General features: G+C 46.0%; 20 protein-coding genes. 6 read left to right on the top strand and 14 right to left on the bottom strand.

What is annotated here, in order from left to right; genetic code table 11:
* The first annotated feature begins 118 nt into the window (after positions 1 to 118).
* Positions 119 to 538, top strand: coding sequence for a hypothetical protein (locus RH86_RS15890; RefSeq protein WP_009387218.1), 420 nt, complete (start codon positions 119 to 121; stop codon positions 536 to 538).
* A gap of 111 nt (positions 539 to 649) precedes the next feature.
* Here RH86_RS15890 and RH86_RS20315 read toward each other — a convergent pair whose 3' ends face one another.
* Together RH86_RS20315 and RH86_RS15885 are read right to left on the bottom strand one after the other, a co-directional pair.
* The gene (locus RH86_RS20315) at positions 650 to 745 is read right to left on the bottom strand and encodes a MetS family NSS transporter small subunit (protein WP_009387217.1); all 96 of its coding nucleotides are present in this window, start codon (positions 743 to 745) and stop codon (positions 650 to 652) included.
* On the bottom strand, positions 742 to 2214 hold the full coding sequence (locus RH86_RS15885; protein WP_009387216.1) for a sodium-dependent transporter: 1473 nt from the start codon (positions 2212 to 2214) through the stop codon (positions 742 to 744). The genes RH86_RS20315 and RH86_RS15885 overlap by 4 nt, the downstream gene beginning before the upstream one ends.
* Positions 2215 to 3016: 802 nt before the next feature.
* Here RH86_RS15885 and RH86_RS20440 point away from each other — a divergent pair.
* The 4 genes from RH86_RS20440 (at position 3017) to RH86_RS15870 (ending at position 6791) form a co-directional block, all read left to right on the top strand.
* A complete protein-coding gene (locus RH86_RS20440) occupies positions 3017 to 3109 on the top strand; it encodes a YnhF family membrane protein (RefSeq protein WP_009387215.1) in 93 nt (30 codons plus the stop codon).
* A gap of 12 nt (positions 3110 to 3121) precedes the next feature.
* Positions 3122 to 4282, top strand: a complete 1161-nt coding sequence (locus RH86_RS15880) for a patatin family protein (RefSeq protein WP_009387214.1) — start codon at positions 3122 to 3124, stop codon at positions 4280 to 4282.
* A gap of 253 nt (positions 4283 to 4535) precedes the next feature.
* A complete protein-coding gene (locus RH86_RS15875; RefSeq protein ID WP_009387213.1) occupies positions 4536 to 5753 on the top strand; it encodes an ROK family protein in 1218 nt (405 codons plus the stop codon).
* A gap of 90 nt (positions 5754 to 5843) precedes the next feature.
* The gene (locus RH86_RS15870) at positions 5844 to 6791 is read left to right on the top strand and encodes a chemotaxis protein CheV (RefSeq protein ID WP_009387212.1); all 948 of its coding nucleotides are present in this window, start codon (positions 5844 to 5846) and stop codon (positions 6789 to 6791) included.
* Between the two features lie 295 nt (positions 6792 to 7086).
* Here RH86_RS15870 and RH86_RS15865 read toward each other — a convergent pair whose 3' ends face one another.
* From RH86_RS15865 to RH86_RS15850, 4 genes are all read right to left on the bottom strand, one after another.
* Positions 7087 to 10173: an error-prone DNA polymerase gene (locus RH86_RS15865; protein WP_009387211.1), complete on the bottom strand. Its 3087-nt coding sequence runs from the start codon at positions 10171 to 10173 to the stop codon at positions 7087 to 7089.
* A gap of 12 nt (positions 10174 to 10185) precedes the next feature.
* Positions 10186 to 11592 (bottom strand): Y-family DNA polymerase, encoded by a 1407-nt coding sequence (locus RH86_RS15860; protein ID WP_009387210.1) that lies wholly within the window; start codon positions 11590 to 11592, stop codon positions 10186 to 10188.
* Between the two features lie 3 nt (positions 11593 to 11595).
* Positions 11596 to 12273, bottom strand: a complete 678-nt coding sequence (gene imuA, locus RH86_RS15855; RefSeq protein WP_009387209.1) for a translesion DNA synthesis-associated protein ImuA — start codon at positions 12271 to 12273, stop codon at positions 11596 to 11598.
* 121 nt (positions 12274 to 12394) lie between these two features.
* The gene (locus tag RH86_RS15850) at positions 12395 to 13138 is read right to left on the bottom strand and encodes a YciK family oxidoreductase (RefSeq protein ID WP_009387208.1); all 744 of its coding nucleotides are present in this window, start codon (positions 13136 to 13138) and stop codon (positions 12395 to 12397) included.
* A 90-nt stretch (positions 13139 to 13228) separates the two neighbouring features.
* On the opposite strand from RH86_RS15850, the gene sohB reads away from it, so the two are divergent.
* The gene (gene sohB / locus RH86_RS15845; protein ID WP_005595997.1) at positions 13229 to 14290 is read left to right on the top strand and encodes a protease SohB; all 1062 of its coding nucleotides are present in this window, start codon (positions 13229 to 13231) and stop codon (positions 14288 to 14290) included.
* Positions 14291 to 14482: 192 nt separating this feature from the next.
* On the opposite strand, the gene RH86_RS15840 is transcribed toward sohB, so the two are convergent.
* From RH86_RS15840 to RH86_RS15805, 8 genes are all read right to left on the bottom strand, one after another.
* A complete protein-coding gene (locus RH86_RS15840) occupies positions 14483 to 15337 on the bottom strand; it encodes a tagatose bisphosphate family class II aldolase (RefSeq protein WP_009387207.1) in 855 nt (284 codons plus the stop codon).
* On the bottom strand, positions 15328 to 16521 hold the full coding sequence (nagA, locus tag RH86_RS15835; RefSeq protein ID WP_009387206.1) for an N-acetylglucosamine-6-phosphate deacetylase: 1194 nt from the start codon (positions 16519 to 16521) through the stop codon (positions 15328 to 15330). The genes RH86_RS15840 and nagA overlap by 10 nt, the downstream gene beginning before the upstream one ends.
* A complete protein-coding gene (gene agaF / locus RH86_RS15830) occupies positions 16511 to 16951 on the bottom strand; it encodes a PTS galactosamine/N-acetylgalactosamine transporter subunit IIA (RefSeq protein ID WP_009387205.1) in 441 nt (146 codons plus the stop codon). The genes nagA and agaF overlap by 11 nt, the downstream gene beginning before the upstream one ends.
* Before the next feature lie 78 nt (positions 16952 to 17029).
* Positions 17030 to 17914 (bottom strand): PTS N-acetylgalactosamine transporter subunit IID, encoded by an 885-nt coding sequence (gene agaE, locus RH86_RS15825; RefSeq protein ID WP_005596001.1) that lies wholly within the window; start codon positions 17912 to 17914, stop codon positions 17030 to 17032.
* Entirely contained in the window at positions 17904 to 18686 is a 783-nt protein-coding gene (gene agaW / locus RH86_RS15820) for a PTS N-acetylgalactosamine transporter subunit IIC (RefSeq protein ID WP_009387204.1), read from the bottom strand. The genes agaE and agaW overlap by 11 nt, the downstream gene beginning before the upstream one ends.
* A gap of 17 nt (positions 18687 to 18703) precedes the next feature.
* A complete protein-coding gene (agaV, locus tag RH86_RS15815; RefSeq protein ID WP_005596004.1) occupies positions 18704 to 19177 on the bottom strand; it encodes a PTS N-acetylgalactosamine transporter subunit IIB in 474 nt (157 codons plus the stop codon).
* Positions 19178 to 19199: 22 nt separating this feature from the next.
* Entirely contained in the window at positions 19200 to 20357 is a 1158-nt protein-coding gene (locus RH86_RS15810; RefSeq protein ID WP_009387203.1) for an SIS domain-containing protein, read from the bottom strand.
* The gene (locus RH86_RS15805; protein ID WP_009387202.1) at positions 20357 to 21664 is read right to left on the bottom strand and encodes a D-tagatose-bisphosphate aldolase, class II, non-catalytic subunit; all 1308 of its coding nucleotides are present in this window, start codon (positions 21662 to 21664) and stop codon (positions 20357 to 20359) included. Before RH86_RS15805 ends, RH86_RS15810 begins: the two co-directional genes overlap by 1 nt.

The following is a 21664-nucleotide window of genomic DNA, read 5'->3' as shown; positions in this document are numbered from 1 at the left end:
CTTTCTCGCTTCTTACGCGTTTGTCACGATTCTGGCAGCCACTTAACCTTGTGTTGACGTTTGAAAGTGGGCTTTTAAGACAATAGATCCCTTTATTGATAAATTTTGGGGTAGGGGTATGAATAAGCAGTGGTGTCGCTTGGTGATGGGTTTAGGTGCGACGGTATTAAGCGCTCAAGCGCTGGCAAGCAGCGAACAACCGACAGATCTTGCGGTTGGCATGGCGGTCGATCAACAGCTTAGTGTCGTCGTTGAGCTGGACAATCAGTATCGTTTTATTATCGGCAACCAAGGTGGTGCGTTTGATTACATTGCAAAGCGAGGTCAATTTAACACTGAAGAACCGATCGATTGGTACGTTGGTGTTGGTGGCTGGGGTGAATGGGATGGTGACTTTGGTGCGAGAGTACCATTGGGGGTTAGCTATCAGGTTAGTCAAGGTTGGCAAGTGTATGGACAAGTTCACCCTGAGCTGAATATGCATAGAGGATGGGAGTTAGAGATTGGTGCCGCCCTTGGTGCTAAATATCATTTTTAGGCGCAACACTTATTTTGCTTCGCTGCTATTTCGAGCCGATAACCGAGAAAACAATGCCGGCTCAGAGGCCGGCATTGTGAATGAATGATGCAGTCGTGACTGCTTGACTCATTATTGCTTGTTCATTGCTCGCTTAATACAGATGGCCGCGCCACCCCAAGTGATACTAAGCCCTATAACTAGCATGATGATTGCACCTGTAGTCATGATAATGCCTCCTGCTTGCTGCTAGCAGCGTTAAGAATAAGACCGAACACCAATAGTGCCCCCATCACAACCCAACCTAGTGTTAGATCGTAGCCACCGTAGCCATCAGTGAATAGCTCTTGGATCTTCGTTGCTAGAATCACGGCTAACATAACTGGTGTGATGAAGCGTAGACAGATATCGAACCATTGACCGATAGTGAAATCAGAGGTTGAGTTTACATACTCGCGTACACTTGGCACTTTATTTAGTAGCCATGCCATCAATACAATCTCAACCAAACCACCAAACATAATACCGACGTTGTTAGCAAAGTGATCAACCAAATCAAGGAGCAGTAGGCCGCCATTGGTAGCGAAAGCCATTGAAACCACGACTCCTGTACCGATAACGATGTTGGCCGCCTTCTTACGGCTCCAGTTCAACTTATCAATGATGGCCGAGGTTACCGCTTCCATGATTGAGATATGAGAGCTTAAGCCTGCCACGACTAGAGCGAGGAAGAACAGTGGACCAAGAATGTAAGGTGCTGGCAATAAGTTAATTGCTGCAGGCAAAGTAACAAATGCTAGACCGACGCCAGCGCTGACAACCTCAGTAATTGGTTTACCTTGCTCTTGCGCCATGTAGCCTAATACAGAGAAGATCATAATACCGGCTAAGATAGAGAAGCCACAGTTGATCAAAACCGTCATGAAAGCGTTGTTGGTGATGTCTGACTTCTCTGGTAAGTAGCTAGAGTAGGCCAACATGATGGCAAACCCGATACTTAGAGTGAAGAAAATCTGTCCATATGCAGCAGCCCAAACTTTGACATCCCAGATTTTGCTAAAGTCTGGTTCGAACATGTAGTTCACACCGTCTAGAGCTCCAGGAAGGAAGATCATGCGGCCAATCAGTAGTAGCACCATGATAAATAGAATCGGCATCATGATTTTTGATGCACGTTCAATCCCAGATTTTACGCCACCAACAATCGCAGCATAGGTTATGGCCCATGCCAGTAACATAGCGCCTGCAATGTTCCATTGAATGCTACCTAATGCTGTTGGTGAGTTGTCACCACCTAACTTTAAGTATTCACTAAAGAAAAATGCGTTAGTATCGGTTCCCCAACTTTGGGTAAACGACATACCAAAGTAAGAAATCGCCCAGCCAATGACCGCGACATAGTAAACCGCGATAACCGCGGCAACACCCACTTGGAACCAGCCTAACCACTCAAATTTGGCGTGGATTTTAGAGAGGGTTTTTGGCGCACTGCCACGATATTTTTGCCCCATGCTGAATTCCAGAATCATGAATGGAATACCCGCAGTGATCATGGCAAATAGATAAGGAATGAAAAAGGCGCCACCGCCATTCTCATAGGCCATGTATGGGAAACGCCAAATGTTACCCAAGCCAATCGCCGATCCTACAGCAGCTAAGATAAACCCAGCTCTTGATCCCCATTGTTCTCGCTTCATAGATTACTCCTGTATACAACTCCCTGAGGTATGAAGCTTTTCTTTGGCCTGTTCGCCAGAAACGGATGAAGGGGCAAAGTGCTAGTTAGTGCGCAATGTCCTTTGCGCTATCATCCATGACATGGCAAAAGTTTAGATTTAAATGTTGTTGGCCTAAAGAAAACTCAGAATATTGTTCTTGAACTTACGATGTGTGTTTGCGAAAACTGATATTTTCAGCTACGCGTGCTAAAGAGACTAACGATTTAATCTGGTTAATGCAATAGATTGTAAATGTTACTGATAAGTTTAATGTTGGTGTGATTGATGTATTTTTGGGGTTTGAGTAGTGTTTTGTACGGCTTATTTGCTATTGCTTCTTGGTATGATTCTTTATAAGTTAAAAATGTCGGTTTGATCAACTTTTTGTAAAAATTAGGCAGTATGACTAATAAATGCTCAATGAGGTTTTGTTTTTACTGATTAGTCGCAAAATAGAAAAACAATCAAAATTTACGTTTTATTCCTTAGCATTGATGTTTTGAGATGCTGGCGGTTACCAAAACATGATGAGTTCAACTTGAATGGTCGAAAGTTGCAGGAGAGCGTTTATTGGCACGCTTGGCCGGATAATACCCAACTGAGTAAGAGTACTCCGACGTAAAACACCATATAAGGGATAAAGAAAAACTAAGATAAAATGTATGAACTAAATCCTTAGTATTTGTGATGTTAGCACCACATTTTTGCACGAAAAAACGACAAAAATTGAATATGTTCAAGTCAGGTGTTATTTTTTTGTTAAGCAGATGTGGAGGTGCTTATGGAAGTAGAATTTAAATATGCCCTAATCATTACAGCGGCGATCTTTGCTATGATTATCGGCTTTGGTGTTATCGCTATTGCAACCGCTTAAGGCGCAGTTGTAATGAATAACAGCGGTGTCATCACAAACACTGCAAGTAGAGTCGACCTTGATCGACTGTCTAAATACACCGGCGGCCTAAACGCGCTTGTTGCTCAAGGTGGTGGGCAAAGAGGTATTTTTACTTCCGGTGTGTTAGACGCTTTTCTTCTCTCTGATTTCGATCCCTTTCATCGTTTTTATGGCACCTCGGCAGGGGCGCTTAATCTAGCGGCTTTTCTTTGTCGACAAAAAGGCATTGGCCGCTCTTTTATCCTCGATCTCACTACGTCATCCGAATTTTTTCACTTATTTAGCTATATCCGTCGTAAGCGCTATTTAGGACTTGATTGGGCGCTGGACAAGATCAGTGAATATCCCTACAAGCTTGATATCGATATGGGACGTCGCACGTTGGGGAATCGGCAGGCTTTTGCTGCTGTTACCGATAGTAGCCGCCTGATTGATTGCTATTTACCGATGCTGAATGATGATTGGAAGAAAGTGCTGATTGCCAGTTGTGCTATTCCTCGTCTATATGAACATGAAGTAGCGTTTGAACATGGCCGTTATATTGATGGTGGAGTCTCCGCTTCAATTCCGGTGCAAGAAGCGTGGCGACAAGGTTCGCGTTGTATTGTGGTGATTCGTACTGAAAGCGATGATATGCCAGACGCGGAACCATTGGTTTCAGAGCGTTCAGAGGTTGAGTGGTATCGAGATTCGCTGAATGTAGCGCAAGAACACTGGCAGCAAAAGTTGACTCAGTGGAAACTTGATTGGAACCAGTTCTTAAATGAACGTATTAGCCGATCTCAGTTGCAAAAACTGAAAGATCATCATCTTGTTTCTCTTAATGGTGGGCGCTGGTTATTTGGCGCCGATGATATCTACCGACTTAGTCATTTGTTAGGTGACAATTTTGATTCGGGCCTAGCGGATATGCTGATGGTGCATTATCAGACTTATTCACTGACTCAAGATTTTCTCAACCAGCCGCCGGACGATTGTTTTATTGTTCAGATCAAGCCTGCACAACCGTTGTTGTCGAGTTCGTTAATGAGCAGTGAAGAAGAATTGCGGCATGACTATCAGTTAGGCCTTGATGCTGGATTTCGCTGTGTCGCAGCCTTTGATCGTTGTGGCTTGACCCAATTTAATGCCAGCCTCAATCGGGCAAGTTAGCGCGACCTCATCGAGGTTATTATGAGAATGCTTAGTATTTCGTTTAGATTACTCGTGACCTAAGTCAAAATATCTTGATTTTTATCATCGCAAAATAACCGATTATTATTGGCAAATATCATTGCGCTATATGACAGGGCACACAAACAATTCGGTTTATACGTGACGGTTGTCACGGCGATTTATCAAGGGGCTTCACAATTACTTCGCAAAGTAAAAAAATTACTTAGTTGTTGAATATTGGAGTTACCTTATGTACATGGCTCAACCTGGCCATATTGATCATATCAAGCAAGTCAATGCTGGCCGTGTATATAAACTCATCGACCAAAAAGGGCCAATATCCCGTATTGATCTTTCGAAAGAGAGCCAACTTGCACCTGCGAGTATCACCAAGATTACCCGTGAGTTGATTGATGCCCATCTTATCCATGAAACGACAGTGCAAGAAGCCACCAGTCGTGGACGTCCTGCGGTTGGCCTACAGGTTAACAATGAAGGTTGGCAATTCCTGTCGATGCGTCTTGGACGTGGGTATTTAACGATCGCGCTACACGAGCTTGGTGGTGATGTGCTTATCGATACCAAAATCGATATTCATGAAATTGATCAAGAAGATGTGCTTGCTCGTCTGCTGCATGAAATCGATGAGTTCTTTCAAACCTATTCCGATCAGCTCGATCGTGTTACCAGTATTGCGATTACTTTACCTGGCCTTGTCAATGCCGAGGAAGGTATCGTATTGCAAATGCCGCACTACAATGTCGAAAATCTCGCTTTGGGTCCTGAAATTTATAAGGCCACGGGATTACCAGTTTTCATTGCCAACGATACCCGTTCTTGGGCGCTCGCTGAAAAGTTATTTGGCCATTCGCAAGAGAACGAAAATTCCGTTTTGATTTCGATTCACCATGGTTTGGGGGCTGGGATTATTCTAGATGGTCGTGTGTTGCAAGGGCGACATGGCAACATTGGTGAGTTAGGGCATATTCAAATCGATCCACAAGGGAAAATGTGTCAATGCGGTAATCGCGGCTGTTTAGAGACGGTTGCAAGCTCGCAAGCCATTCGTACTGAAGTGACAGAGCGCATTGCCCGCGGAGAAGCATCACAGTTGGCCGATATCGAATCAATATCGGTTGAAGATATCTGTGAAGCGGCGGCCAATGGTGATCCACTCGCAATAGATGTGATTGAAAAATTGGCTGAGCATTTAGGCTTCGCCATTGCGCTAGTGATTAACCTTTTCAATCCAGAAAAAGTCTTGATTGGTGGGGCGATCAATCAAGCCAAAGAAATTCTTTATCCGGCAATTCAAAAATGCATTAGAGAGCAGAGCTTACCTGTTTACCATCAAGACCTTGAGTTAGTTGAGTCACGCTTTTATAAACAAGCAACTATGACTGGTGCGGCTCTCGTAAAACAGGCACTATATGATGGCTTATTGCTTATGAAAGTGATAGAAGGGTAATACGCTGCTATATTAGCACTTTTGGATGAATCAACTGAGCCTTACTAACCAAGGCTTGTTCGACGTAAATAACTGCTGTAGAGAATTGTTATGACCGGAGTATTAAACACTGTAGACCAACGAACCAAGCTGGTGGGTGAAAACCGTTTGGAACTGTTGTTGTTTAGCCTGAACAGCCGACAAATGTTTGCAATCAATGTGTTTAAGGTTCGTGAGGTGATAAAAGTACCTCCTCTAACCAAATTGCCAGGTGCTCATTACAATATCACCGGCGTGGCTTCTCTACGTGGTGTATCTGTGCCTGTTATTGATTTGCGCGCGGCGATTGGTTTCCCACCATCTCGTCTTGAAAATCAAGAAGAGAACCTGATCATTACCGAATACAACCGTACTGTTCAGGGCTTTTTGGTTGGCCAAGTGCGTAACATCGTGAATACCACTTGGAGTGATATTCAGCCACCACCAAAAACCGCAGGTCGTTCAAATTACCTTACGGCGATTACTCAGCTTAAAGACAACAATGAGGTCGGTATTATCGAAATCATTGATGTAGAGAAAGTCTTGGCTGAGATCATCGACTACGATGTATCGATCTCTGAAGGTGTATTAGACGAGCGTTTGAGCGTGGAAATGGTTGGACGTAATGTTCTGATCGTCGATGATTCCTCAACAGCACGTGCGCAAGTAAAGGGAACACTCTCCCAACTAGGTCTTAACATCATTGAATGTTGTGATGGCTTACAAGCACTCAGATTACTTCAGTCATGGAGAGATCAAGGCAAAGACGTCACCAAAGAACTATTATTGATGATCACTGACGCTGAAATGCCAGAGATGGATGGTTACAAACTCACGTATGAAATTCGTAATGATCCGCAAATGAAGGATTTGCATGTCATTCTTAATACGTCATTAAGTGGTAGCTTTAACGAGGCGATGGTGAAAAAAGTCGGTTGTGATCGCTTTATTTCCAAATTCCAGCCCGATCTTCTGGTTGAAGTAACGCAGAACCGTTTAAGAGAAGTGCTTGGCCTCTAGATTGTTTTTCCTTATTTAGCCATTTGTCATGCAGTTAGGTTGATTTTGTGGTAGTATTTGGTTTCTATTTTGTTATTTAAAATAGAGTGTAACTATCAAATTCAACTTTTCATCAGAAACCTTAAGGTAGTTCCTAAGCATGATATGGTTAACGTCGAAGGTTGTGATGACCTTAGGCTTGTTATTGTATAGGGAATACAAGAAAAGAAGTACGGACGCTGACGACGAGTTGTAACTTGTCATAGGTAATTTTAAAAGGAGCCTTTTGGCTCCTTTTTGCTTTCTGCTGATGATATCAATGAAAATCACGAGATCGGCTATCGAGTTCTTGGAGTTGATTGGTTAAGTCCTCCAGTCGGCCTGCAATGACATGAATTACGTTGCCCTCGCGTTCTAAAATGCCTTTCACCCGTAAAATTTTCGCGGCTAAATATGCCTGTTGCTGCGCTCTGGCGGTGGCTTGCCATACCACGACATTAATGTTGCCAGTATCATCTTCAAGAGTGAAAAAGGTGACGCCAGCGGCTGTTCCTGGTGATTGCCTCCCCGTCACAACACCAGCGACCGTTACCAATGATTGATGCGCTTTATTCGCGAGCTGATTCATGCGAGTAAAGCGGCCCAATACGCCTGCTTGATCTAATAGACGAATCGGATGTTGAGTTAAGGATAAACCCGTTGCAGAGTAATCCTCGAGCAAGGTTTGTGTATCGCTAGGCGCACTGATATGGGTAGTCGAGGCATCTTCAATATGTTGAAACAGCGGTAAATCAGAAAGTGAGTCCATCATCGACCAACGAGTTTGATAACGGTTGTGTGCGATGGTATGAAATGCATTGGCTGATGCCAGTAACTCGATGTCTCGCTTATTAAGTCCAATATGTTTTAGCTGCTGCGGATGGCTAAAGTGTCCTTGCCCTCGGGCTTTGAGTAATTGCTGACAACAGGCTTGGCTTAGCCCTTTAATTTGGCGAAAACCAAGGCGAATAGCAAACCCTTGCGATTGTGCGATCACTTGATGATCGTAGAGTGAATGATTAATGCAGATTGGCAAAATGGTGAGGCCGTGGCGCTGTGCATCTTGCACCAGCTGTGAGGCGCTATAAAACCCCATTGGTAAGCTGTTGAGTAGCGAGGTATAGAAGGCTTCAGGATAATAAAATTTGAGCCATGCAGAACAATAAGCCAACACCGCGAAGGAGGCGGAATGACTCTCTGGAAAGCCGTATTCACCAAAGCCTAGTATTTGTTCAAAGAGGCGTTCAGCAAAGTCCAATTCGTAGCCACGGCTGATCATGCCGTTAATCAGTTTGGTTTTAAATTTAACCAGATTGCCATTTTTCTTCCAAGCGGCCATGGCGCGGCGTAGTTGATCCGCTTCACCACCGGAAAAGCCGGCGGCAACCATCGCCAGTTTAATCACTTGTTCTTGGAAAATAGGGACGCCCATGGTGCGCTCAAGCACTTGCTTCACTTCTTCTGATGGATAGCTAATGGCTTCTTCACCACGGCGACGTTTTAAAAATGGATGCACCATATCACCCTGTATTGGCCCCGGCCGCACAATGGCGATTTGAATCACTAAGTCGTAGTAACTGGCAGGTTTGAGCCTTGGTAGCATGCTCATTTGTGCCCGTGACTCGATTTGAAAGACGCCAATGGTATCGGCACGTTGGATCATGCCATAAACGTTAGCATCATCTTGGCGACGGGTGATTTCAGCGATCGACAACGACTCGCCATGAAAGCGCTCTATGACAGAAAAACATTTACGGATCGCACTGAGCATGCCAAGTGCTAAAACATCGACCTTGAGTAAGGAAAGGCTTTCGAGGTCATCTTTATCCCATTGAATAACGGTGCGATCAGGCATAGAGGCATTCTCAACGGGCACAAGCTCGTAGAGAGGCCCAGAAGAGATGACAAAACCACCCACATGCTGAGATAGGTGGCGGGGAAAGCCCATGATTTCGTTAACCAACCCGATAAACTGCTCGCCTTTGAGTGAGCTTGGTTCTATACCAAGTTGAACGATTTGTGCTTGCCAGCCTTGAGCGCGATCGCGGCGATTGATGTTTTTAATAAAATAATCAAGTTGGCTCTCTTCGATCCCCAGCGCTTTGCCGACATCACGAACTGCGCTCTTAAAACGATATGAGATGACGGTAGCGGCAAGTGCTGCACGTTCTCGGCCATATTTTTTATAAATGTATTGAATCACTTCTTCGCGTCGATGATGTTCAAAATCAACATCAATATCTGGCGGCTCATCGCGCTCTTTACTGATAAAGCGTTCAAACAATACTGATATTTGGCGTGGATCAACCGAGGTGATCTCTAAGCAGTAGCAAACCACAGAATTGGCCGCAGAGCCTCGGCCTTGATAGAGGATTTTGCTCCGTTTCGCAAACATGACAATGTCGTGAATGGTTAAAAAATAAAAAGGATAGTTGAGCTCTTCGATTAAGCTCAGCTCTTTTTCTATCGTCTGTTCAATATCACGGGGTATTCCATCAACAAAGCGTTGTCGCTTGCCATCGTCAACTAATCTACGCAAATAGCTCATTGGGGTTTCACCATCTGGGATCAGTTCGCTGGGGTACTCATATTTGAGTTCAGCCAAACTGAAATTGCAGCGCTGAGCAATGAGGCTGCTTTCTGCCAACCATTCAGCTTTAAACAATTTGCTGAGTTTATCGATGCTGCGCAGTGAGCGCTCTGTGTTGACCAAAAGATGACCGCTAATAGTGTCAAGATTGCCGCCATGTTTAATGGCCGTGAGCGTATGCTGCAAAGGCAGACGAGTGGCAGTATGCATTAATACGCCACCACAAGCGGTGATAGGTAATTGCAATTCGGCCGCTAAGTATTGGCAGTGTTGTACGTAGGCGTGATCATTACTGCCAAGATGGCGTTGTACACCAATCCATAAGCGATGCAGATGATGCTGAGCTAGCCATTGACCCCACTTGAGGTCGGTTTGTTTATGCTCCGGCTGTAGATGAGCGGGCAACCAGATGATGAAGCAGTGGCGAATTGACATCAAATCCCACTCAGAAAGCTGATAGTGGCCTTTATCACTACGACGGCGGGCATTGGTAATAATGCGGCATAACTCGGCATAGGCCTGTCGATTAGGGCAGATTAGCACCACTTGGCATTCCTCATTAAGCCAAAACATACTGCCAATAATTAATTGCACGCCAAGTTGGTGATTTTTGATAGCCGTATGCGCTCGCACTACGCCTGCGACCGAGCATTCATCGGTAATGGCGAGTGCGCGATAGCGGAGAAAATCCGCTTGTAAAATCAGTTCCTCAGCGTGTGAAGCTCCACTAAGAAATGAGAAATTGCTCTGACAAAAAAGCTCAGCATAGGCCATGATTTTCTCCGTTTAACTGAATTGACCGTGGAGAAACCACTGTTTGTCTTGGTTGCGAAAAACCCATAACCAGCGACCTTGTTCACTACGGGCAATAAAGTAATCACGGGTGATGTCGCCACCATCCCACCAGCCAGTAACAAAACGTTCAGGGCCTTGAATTATGGAGACTTTTTCTTGCAAAGGTGTGGGTTCAGGCAATAAAAAACTGGGGCGGCAACGTGCAATGTTACGATGAGTAATCGGTGGTGTTGATTGTGTTGGGTCACACAGTTGAGTTGCCTTTTCTGGACGCGGATCTTGGCTTAGTGCCACTTTACGAACTTTCTCTTTGCCTAACTTGGCTTGCAATAGGCTAACCAATTCTAGTGGTGACTGCTGGCCTTGTGGACCGTTAAACATATCTCTGCTAGTGGCTTCTAACGCGCCACCCCTCACGATCGCTAAGGTTAAGCCTTGTACTGGAGCGGTGAGTTTGAGTGATTCTAATGTGAGTTGGCACAGCTTCAGCCAATGTTTGGCCATTGCATCGCCACAGGCCGAGGTAAAAGTGATGGTATCGTTTTGTTTATCTCGTTGATGCAAAGTGAGTTGCAACTCATAGGCGATATGATTTCTCAAAGTTAAGAACAGCTCTAAGCGTTCAAGTAACTTTTTGAGTGGTCTTTCTAACCACTGAATATTCTCAATCTCGTAGAGTAACTCAAGATAGCTATGAAATTTCTCTGGTGGATGATAGAAGACCAATGGATGTTTGAATTGCCCCAGTAATCTACCGACGTAATTGACTAAATCGATATCAAAGCGGCGCGCTAACTCAGACATGGGTAAGCTCAGTAAATCCGCGAGGGTATTTACGCCTACTCGTTGCAAAGCGGTGACTTGTTTCTCAGCCAGTTCGGTGCAAGTGAGCGAGAAAGGTTGCAAGGTCGCCATGAGCTGTTCTTTATCATCACAGATAAGCATGGTGGCCGATTTGGCGAATAACATCGCCGAATAGGGAGAAAAACCAGTGGAATAGTCGTAGCGATAGCCCAGCTTATCCAGATGTTGCGATAAAGTTTGCCAATAAGCCTCAATGCCCCCATACAGGCACAGCATATCGGTAACCTTGAGTAACAGCCCTTGCGGGGGAAGTAACACAATATCGGAGGTGACCAAGTAGAGCCATTGAGCGATATCGACCAAGGTTTGCTGCTCTTGCTTTGCATCATAAGGGTGTACTTGTAATTCATGGCAAAGCGCACTGGCGCTACCAAGCCCCATCCCGGCCTTAATGCCAAGCTCTAATGCGACTGGGTTGACTTGCACAATTTGAAAGTGCTGCCCATCCACGATCACCATCGCTTGGCCGTTTTTCTCAGCAAAGAGGGCATCCAACTGCAGGGTTGGAAAATGTAGGTAAAGCCATAATTGCATCGTTTAGCCTTGTTTGCGCAGCGGGAAAGGGATCACGACCGGTTGTGGCTCTGCAATCACTAATTGCGACCAGCGCGAACGCATATCGAGGACAAAACTGCCATGTGGCCAACCCCCTTTACGTTTGGTGATAGTCACGGTTAGTCCGTGATGATGCGGCTCTAAGCGCATACTTAAACTCACAGGAAGAGAGAATAGGTGTTGTTGTGGCTGTTTGAATAAAAAGTGCAAGCAGCGGCCAGTTTCACTAGCGACTTGTAAACGACGCGCTTGGTGTACTTCCAGCTCAGATTGCCAAAGTAATACATTGCTACAAGCGCCGCTTTTGAGGCATTGCTCGGCGGCCCATAACGCATGTTGTGGGTTGTCTGGGTAGATGAGCAATATCTGGTCGAGATCGAAACCTTGCTCGACCAACATTTCTGCGCAGAGGTAGCCAGGTGGCTGAATGAAAACACTCATACGCTCTTTGCTGCTGTTTAACAGATGCGGCAATAGTAGCCTCAGTTCACCAATACCAGTCACGCTTTGCAGTTCAATGACGCCCTGTTTTGGAAAGCCACCTTCTAATTTGCAGTCCAGCAACGCAAAGCCCGTTGGGTGAGCGTCAATAGGCTGATGTTGGGCGTTACCTTGCCACAATCCGTGTTTCTGTTTTAGGTGTTCGATAAGTTCAGACATAGGCAGTTGTTGAATAAATGTACCTGTATACTTATACAGTATAATTTATCCTGTAAACACTGCAAGAGGGGATAGAATGAAAAACGCCTTGTGGGATCACAAGGCGTTGAAGTCAGGCTAGTTATTTTTTCGGTTGAGCATCGATGCATTGACCGTGAATCGCTTTGCCCTCAGGCGCCATCAAATAGAGGTAGAGTGGCATAATATCTAACGGTGTTTTCAGTAAATCACTATCTTCTGCGGGGAAGGCTTTTGTACGCATACCCGTACGAGTGCCGCCCGGATTAATCGCATTGACGCGAATGTTCGTATCGCTGAGCTCATCTGCGAGAACTTGCATCATGCCTTCGGTGGCAAATTTTGACATCGCGTAAGTGCCCCAGAAAGCACGACCGACATGACCCACAGTGGATGAAGTGAACACCATGCGAGCATCCGATGCTTTGTGTAGCAATGGTAGTACCGCTTGTGAGAGAAGAAATTGCGCTTTTACGTTGATTTGCATTACGTCATCAAAGCTGTCTTCGCCAATTTGATCAAATGGGCTAATCACACCAAGAATACTGGCGTTATGCAGTACGCCATCAAGTCGGCCAAATTGACTTTCAATGGTATCGACCATATCCAAGTAGTTTTGTTTACTGGCGCCTTTCATATCGAGCGGAATGATGGCCGGTTGTGGGTAGCCAGCTTGCTCAATCTCATCATAGGTTTGTTCAAGCTTTTTAACGGTACGCCCTAATAATATGACGGTTGCGCCATGTTGGGCAAAACTGATGGCGGCTTGTTTTCCAATACCAGCTCCAGCGCCTGTAACAAGAATGACTTTATCTTTTAAGGCGTTGTCAGCTACTGAATAATCCACGCTATGCTTCCTTATTGTTATGAACTGCTTTATGTCTTCGTGACAAGATGGTTACAATACAGCAATTCGCACAGTGAGAGGATATTCAGCTTGGAATTTTTGTTGGACTACGGCCTATTTTTGGCCAAGATTGTGACTGTGGTAGTCGCATTGGTGGCGATTTTAATCATTGTAAAAAGTGTTGGTGGTAAAAGTGGTGCGTCGAAAGGCGAGCTAGAAATTACTAATTTAACCGAGCAACACAAACACACGGTTGAGCAATTAGAGCACCATTTACATGATGAAGCCTTTCTAAAAGCGCGTGACAAAGCGGAAAAGAAAGAAGAGAAAGAGAAGCACAAAGCGCGCGAAAAAGAGATCAAGCAAGCGGTTAAAGAGGGTGAGTTAGAAAGCAAACGTGAAGCTCATCTGTTTGTACTTGATTTCAAAGGCAGCATTGATGCAAAAGAAGTCGCGTCACTGCGTGAAGAAGTGACGGCGATTTTGGCCGTAGCTCGTGAAGGTGATGAAGTTCTGCTTCGTCTTGAATCTGGTGGCGGCATGGTGCATGGCTATGGTCTTGCGTCATCTCAACTGGATCGCCTTAAATCAGCTGGTCTGCCATTGACGATTTCCGTTGATAAAGTGGCAGCCAGTGGTGGCTACATGATGGCATGTATCGCTGATAAGATTGTTTCGGCTCCGTTTGCGATTGTCGGTTCGATTGGCGTGATTGCTCAGTTGCCTAACTTCAATAAAGTGCTGAAAAAATACGATATTGAATACGAGCAAATCACCGCAGGTGAGTTTAAGCGCACCTTAACCATGTTTGGCGAAAACACCGATAAAGCGCGTGATAAATTTAAGCAAGAACTGGAGGAGACCCACGTATTGTTTAAAGACTTTATTCGTGAACGTCGCCCTGATCTTGATCTTGAAAACGTTGCAACCGGTGAGCACTGGTTTGGTACTCAAGCACTAAGCCTTGGCTTAGTCGATGAGATCAAAACGTCAGATGATTTGGTGGTTGAAGCGTGTAAAGACAAGACAGTGCTAGCGATTCATTATGTTGAGAAGAAAAAAATCACGTCGAAACTGGCTGCGCTAATGGGCGAAGCGGCAGACAATGTATTGATGAAGCTTATCGATCGTGGTCAACGCCCGATTGTTTAATGGTTTATCTCTACGCTAAATCAGCAATAGAATAAAAAAGGGAGCCTTGACTAGAGGCTCCCTGTTATAACACCGACTATAGGGGGGGATGGTGTTATCTTACCAACTTGATGCAATCTGATGACGAGTCTTTATATTCAGGAGCGATATATTGATTCAGTAGCCAATCACATCAAGCCGATTAAGCTAGGTTTAAAGTTTTCCTTCGCTACCGCATACGCGAATCTTACTCATCACCACTTCTTTCATTGCTGCTTTACCTGGAATGATGTACTTACGAGGGTCATTCGCATCTGGGTACTCGCCAAAATACTGTTTTACGGCGTCAGCGAAAGCAATTTTCAACTCCGTTGCTACGTTTACTTTACAAACTCCAAGGTCAATACAGCGACGCACCATCTCATCTGGTACGCCAGAAGCGCCGTGCAATACCAATGGAATATCGACGACGGAACGAATTTTCTCTAAACGATTAAAGTCGAGTCTTGGCTCTGCTTTATAAAGACCATGCGCAGTACCAATCGCCACTGCAAGTGAATCAATACCAGTATGGCGAACGAACTCTGCCGCGGAGGCTGGATCAGTCATCAAGGCATCAGCACTGTCGACGATTAAATCATCTTCTTGACCGCCTAAGCGACCAAGCTCTGCTTCGACACTGGCATCGAAACGGTTACAGTATTGCACCACAGAGCGAACGATATCGATATTCTGGTCGAAGGCATAGTGCGAGCCATCAATCATGACTGAGCGAATACCTTGTTGTACCTTATGTTGAATATCTTGTTGATCTTCATGGTGGTCAAGGTGCAATACTAAAGGAATCGAGTGCTTGTGCGCCGCTTCTTTACAGATGCTGATCAGATAATCTGTACCAGCGTAATCGTAGGTGCCAGGCGTGCCAGCAAGAATTACCGGCGATCCCATTTCTGAAGCTGTTTCGACGACCACTTGAACGGTTTCAAGGTTATGAATGTTGAATGCAGGAACCGCGTAGCCGCCTTGTTGAGCACGTTTAAGCATTTCACGAGAAGAGATTAGATACATAAAGCCTCCTGACTTGGTGTTGCAATGGCATCGAATACGAGACGTCCGTTAACCCAAGTTTTTGCAATTGAAAAATCTGAATGAATAGCCACCATTGAAGCGCGTTTACCGACTTCTAAAGTGCCTAATTGATGTTGTAAGCCTAAGGATTTTGCTGGGGTCAAAGACGCCATCAGCCACGCTTGCTCAAGAGGAATGTCGAGCCAACGTTGAATGTTTTGTACCGCAGTTAGCATGGTCAACGTGCTGCCTGCCAAACCGCCTGAATCAGTGGTGACGACACCATCTTGCATCTGCACTTGGTATTCACCGAGGGTGTATTCACCATCGGGCATGCCCGCAGCGCACATTGCATCGGTAATGAGTGTCATACGGGCGCCACAACAACGGTGAGCCACTTCGATAGCCGCCGGATGAACATGATGACCATCGGCAATCATTTCTACATAACTGTTTGGATGAAGAAGCCCTGCGCCAACCACTCCCGGATCGCGGTGATGCAATCCACGCATTCCGTTGTAGCAATGCACAATGCCACTTGCACCGGCATCAAGTGCTTGTTTAACTTGGTCGTAACTGGCATCGCTATGACCTAGCATGACCTTGATACCTTGCTCATGTAAGTAGCGAATGGCTTCAATCGCACCGTGTTTTTCTGGCGCAAGTGCGACGGTGATTAATTGGTTATCAGAATACGAAATCCAGTTTTCGAGCTCTTCAACCGAGAGTTCACGAAACCATTCCGTTGGGTGTGCACCTTTGTTTTTCTCGGTGAAGTAAGGCCCTTCTAAATACGCACCAAGAATTTCTGCCCCATTAACCCCTTGTTGTTTGCTTTTGGCTACTTGCTTTAGAGCTGCGCGAATTTTTGCAACTGGCGCCGTCACTGTGGTAGCCGCGAAGGCGGTGACGCCAAGGCTGGCAAAAAACTCAGACATAGTGTTGAGTGAGTCATGGTTTGCATCCATAACATCACAGCCTTTCGCACCATGCACATGGCTATCGATCATGCCGGGCATTAGGCTAACGTCACCTAAGTGAATCACGCTTGAATGCTTGGCGACATCAAAGGCCTCAATCGCATTAATTACGCCATCGCTATTGACGGAGATAACGGCATCATTGAGCCAAGTTTCACCATTCAGTAGGCGCTGAGCTCGATAATGGCGGGGATTAGATTCCATCGTCTTCTACCACTGCTTCTTTTTCATTACGTAATGCCATTTCAGCGGCTAAAGAAGTGATACCACGGTGGCCACACTCTAATGCTTGATCGCGAAATTCGAGTAGATTGAGTTCATCACGTTCGAGCAGCATTTCTGCCGCCATTTGTAGGTTAGTTCCTGTCACCACTTGGATATCATTGCGCTCTTGGCTCAGGAGTGATGCGGTGCGAAATGGCGTTCCACCTAATAAATCTGTCAGAAACACAATCCCTTCACCCGAATCGATATCCGTGATGGCTTGGCGCATTTGTGCTTCCAGTTGTGGGGTTGTTGACTCTTCTGGGAAGTCGATAAATTTGAACTGAGCTTGCTCGCCAATCACCTGATGAATCGCCTGCGCGATACCAGAAGCAAACCCACCATGACCAGATAAAATTACAGCAATCATTTGTCGTTCCTTATTTGGGGCTGGCGTGCCAGCCCCTTTTATCGTTTTAAATTCTCGTTTACAGAAAGTGGCTAAGCGCTATAGGAAGCCCATAAAGCGACCAACAATGGCGAGCGTTACGGTTAGACCTATCAGTTTTAGTGGGCTCCAGCCGCGTTTCACAAGGGCATACATCGTGAGCGTGTATACCAGTGGTAGGAAGGCTGGCATTAGCTTGTCAATCACATCTGCCTGTAGTTTCACTACCGCGTCGCCCGCTGTAATTTCAGCCGTGGTTGATAAGCGAACATAGGTCGCAACCAGTGCGCCAATGACGGTCATACCGACCATTGAAGCGGCATGGCTAACTTTCTTGGTGTTGGCTTTAATCACTGGAATGGCCGCCACACCCATGCGGTAGGCGTAGTGCGCAAGACCAAAACGCAGACCAAAGTGCACCACGTTAAATAGGACGATAAAGAACACCGCACCCATGATTGAGCCTTGTAACGCAAGGTCAGCACCGATACCGCCACAGATAGGCAATAGGGTCAGCCAGAACATTGCATCACCGATGCCACCCATTGGCGCGCCCACGGCAATCTTGGTACTTTGGATACTGTTGATGTTCTGTTTTGAACGCTCCATCGCCAGTACGATACCCATCACGAAGGTCACCAAGAATGGGTGAGTATTGAAGAAGCCCATGTGGCCTTGCATCGCCTTAGATAAGTCGGCTTTATTGGTGTGAATCTTCTTCAGTGCAGGCAGTAGACCGTATAACCAACCTGATGCTTGCATACGTTCATAGTTAAAAGAGGCTTGGAGTAGTAGTGAGCGCCACGCCATCTTATTGATGTCAGATTTACTTAATTCAGCGCCAATTTCCTTGTTTTCATATTCATCAGAAGAAACACCTGGTGCAGGTTGTACTGCAGGATCTGTGACGTTTAGGTTTAGCTCTTTGCTTACATTAGATTCCATCTTCAAAGTCCTCTGCTGAGCCCGCTGCTGGTGCAGGAGTTGGTTCTGATTTACGCATGAAGTCGATAATTGCCATTGCAGTTGCGGCTGCAGCAATCGCTAGGATTGGCAGTTGTAGCCAAGCGGCTGCAACAAAACCAAGGATGAAGTAAGGAATGTAGGCATTTTTCATCATGATCTTCATCAGAACAGCGAAACCAATCGCAGGCATAATGCCGCCCGCAACGCCTAAGCCATCAATCAGATCTTTTGGTAGAATTTCGACCATTCTTCCTGCGTGCTCTGCGCCAAGGTAGACCGGTAAAAATGCGCATAAGAAGTAGAAACTACCCAGCACAGCAAGCGCCATGTAGTTAACACGTTCAATACCATCGGTATCCGCGTTTTGTGCGTATTCGTCACATTTAGACATCACAGCAGACATTGCTGAGAAGAGTAGGGTGATCCCCATTTGAACAGCGACGGCGAACGGTACAGCAACACCAACGGCAACGTTAGGCTCGACTTGGGTTGTGATCGCGAAAGCCGTACCGACGATGGTGCCGATGATGACGTTTGGTGGTTGAGCGCCGGCAAGCGGTGCGAGCCCCATCCAAATCAGTTCCAGCGTACCACCGACAAGAATACCGGTTTGCACATCGCCTAAAATTAGGCCAACGAGCGGACCAAGTACCACTGGGCGGTGGAAGTGAGTCAGGCCGTTGAACATATCTAGGCCAGCAAAGAAGGCGAGAATGCCGAGCATTACTGCCTGTAAGAGTCCTATTTCCATGGTTGGTGTCCTTATTATTAGATAAGAGTAAAGAGGTCTGTTGCACTTTCGGTCGGCACACCTTGCATGGTGCACTTCACCCCTAGTGCTTTTAGTTTTTCAAATTCCGCGACGTCTTCAGTTCCCACTGAAACCGTTTTGGCAATTTGTTTTTTGCCTTCGACGTAGTGCATGTTACCTACGTTGATATTGCTAATTGCTACGCCACCTTCGACCAATTGACGGAAGTCTTTTGGTGTGCGGCATACAAGAAGAATTCGTTGACGATCAGAAGCCTTATGGATGGTGTCGATGGTCTTTTGCACGCTCCAGAAACGAATGGCAATACCATCTGCCAGCACCATTTCCATCAGGTTTTGTTGGATGGAGTCTTCAGCTACTTCGTCATTGACGACAACCACGATGTTTGCATCAGCAAAACCGACCCATTGCACGCCGACTTGGCCGTGGACTAAACGCTCATCAATGCGACTTAATACGATATTTGGCATGGTAAATTCCTTATAAAATCGGTTATTTATTCAATGGGTAAATCGTGACACCTTGCACAACGCGGTTGACTTCACCGGTTGGGCATGGATTGTCAGGGCCGTAACCCAGTTGGAGTGACTTTTCAAACGCCAAAATTTGACAGAACAGCACGTATGGGAAGCAGAGCCATTGATCGCCCAAACCTAATTGGCCAAGCTCAAAGACATCCTCTTCATTGAGTGCGGTTTCCGAAATCGCGATATGAGCCAGCGCTTGTTTGTCGCGACGGATTTCATTGAACAGGTCTAAATCGTACTGGCGGGTGTACTCGTCACTAGAAAATAGTTGGATCACCAGCGCCTTATCATTGATGCTGAATTTAGGTCCGTGACGGAAACCTAGGGAAGAGTCAAAGGTAGTCATCACTTTGCCTGCGCTCAATTCCAAAGACTTCAACGAAGCTTCACGAGCAAGGCCAGCAAAGCCGCCACTGCCAAGTACAATTAAACGCTCATAAGGCTGTTTAGCTAACTGTTTGATGGCTTGCGGCCACTGTTGCAGTTTGCTATCACATAAGCGGGCAGTGGCTTCAATTTGATTGCGCCATTGCGTGAGCGTTTGACCACTAAATAGGGTGAATGCTGACATCAACATACAGGTGAAGCTTGATGTCATGGCAAAGCTATTATCGTTTGACCCCTCAGGCATCAGCAGGCAGTAGGCGTTATCGGCATTTTCTGCATAACGGGCCAATGCACCTTCGCCATTACAGGTTAAAAAGAGGTGGTGACAATTTGGCACCAATTGATCGACCAATGTTACGGCAGCAACACTTTCTGGACTGTTGCCAGAACGAGCAAAGGAAACCAATAGGGTTGGTCGATTACTATCTAGATACTGTTCTGGATTTGAGACAATATCCGTGGTTGGAATCGATTCAACTTGGAAACGTAACCCGGCTTGAATAAACGGAACAGCGGCGTCACCGACGAAGGCTGACGTGCCTGCACCGGTTAAAATGATGCGCAATTCTGGTTGAGCGAGCAGTGGATTTAAAAAAGCACTAACGGCATCGTATTGCTGCTCTAAAATATCCGCCAACGCACGCCATAGACGCGGCTGGTGGCTAATTTCTTTTGCGGTATGAATGCCATTATGTTGCTCTAACCATGGCTGTTCGTAGCCTAGAAATAGGTTCATTACATCGTCTCCTTGCAAACCACTGCATTTGAATAACAGGCTGCGGAATAGACCTCAGTCACTTCCATAATCTTGTGAATTACAATGTCAGCGGGATGGTTTTCAATTTGTTGTTGAGAAATGGCTTTCGCCTGATTTGGTAAATACTGACTCAGTAGCGTGACCGGTAATGGCTTAGCGGCTAAATGGTCAAATAGGGCTTGTTGTGCAGCTTGAACTTCTGGATGTGTCCAGTAGTAGCGAATGCGATCGCTTAAGCTGTAGCTGCAATCAAGAAATTGTTGATGGCCTTTGCTGGCATAGTGTGAGCGCCAGTAGTTAGGTTGCTCATGCATGACTTGCTCAATGGTGTCACGCAGGTGAGAGGCATGATGCGTCCCTAGCCACTCTTTCTCTGCACGATCAAGACCATATAACGCTTCTCGCAGAGCAAAAGTTAAAGCTGGGCCCACTTTTAAAATCGCAAAATGATCACGTACAAGTTGCGAGTAGGCGCTTGGGTTTTGGTAATCGGTTGAGTGCGCTTCAAAGACAAGGTGAGGCTGGCTGTCAATCATGCGGCTTAGCGATTGTGCTTTTTCACTCTCATAGTGATGCACGTTATGATGATCAAACTCGACGCCAGGTTGCACCACTAGGCCAATAACACGAGGCCACACATAGCCAAGGCCTAAATCGCTAAAGGCTTGATGATGGGCATTTAATGTCGCTAATGCTTGTTCTGGTTTGGTAACCTCAAGTGCTTCGTCTTCGAGTGACTCTAATGCACCGCCAGGTGTAGGAACTTCAGTCCCGACAACATAAAGTGGTGCCTCTCCGCCAGTTTTCTTCCATGCTTGCTCAGCAATTAAACACAGACGAGCGGCACGCTCAGCCATGACTGACTCACTCAGTGGGGTTTGATCGTCGGCACATGACATTGAGCAATCAAGGTGAATCTTTTTAAAGCCAGCGCAGACGTAGTCGTGGATCATTTGCTCTGAGTAATCCATCGCTTGTTGTGCAGGAAGAGCTTGCCAGCAGTTAGGACCAAGGTGATCGCCGCCTAAGACAATCTTCTCTGCCGGGAAACTTAGACGTTCAGCTAAAGCAAAAACATGGTCGGCGAAATCTTGTGGCGTCATGCCTGTGTAGCCACCAAACTGATTCACTTGATTTGATGTCGCTTCAATCAGCACCAATTGTTGGTCTTGTACTGCTTGCTTTATCGCGGCTTCTAAAACCAGTGGGTGCGCAGAACAGACGGAGTAAATGCCGATCGATTGGCCCTGTTTATGCTGTTCTATTAGATCAAGTAACGATTTCAT

This window comes from Vibrio sp. N418, from assembly GCF_000222565.1.
Lineage (GTDB): Bacteria > Pseudomonadota > Gammaproteobacteria > Enterobacterales > Vibrionaceae > Vibrio > Vibrio scophthalmi.
This window is presented reverse-complemented; position numbering and strand designations above follow the sequence as displayed.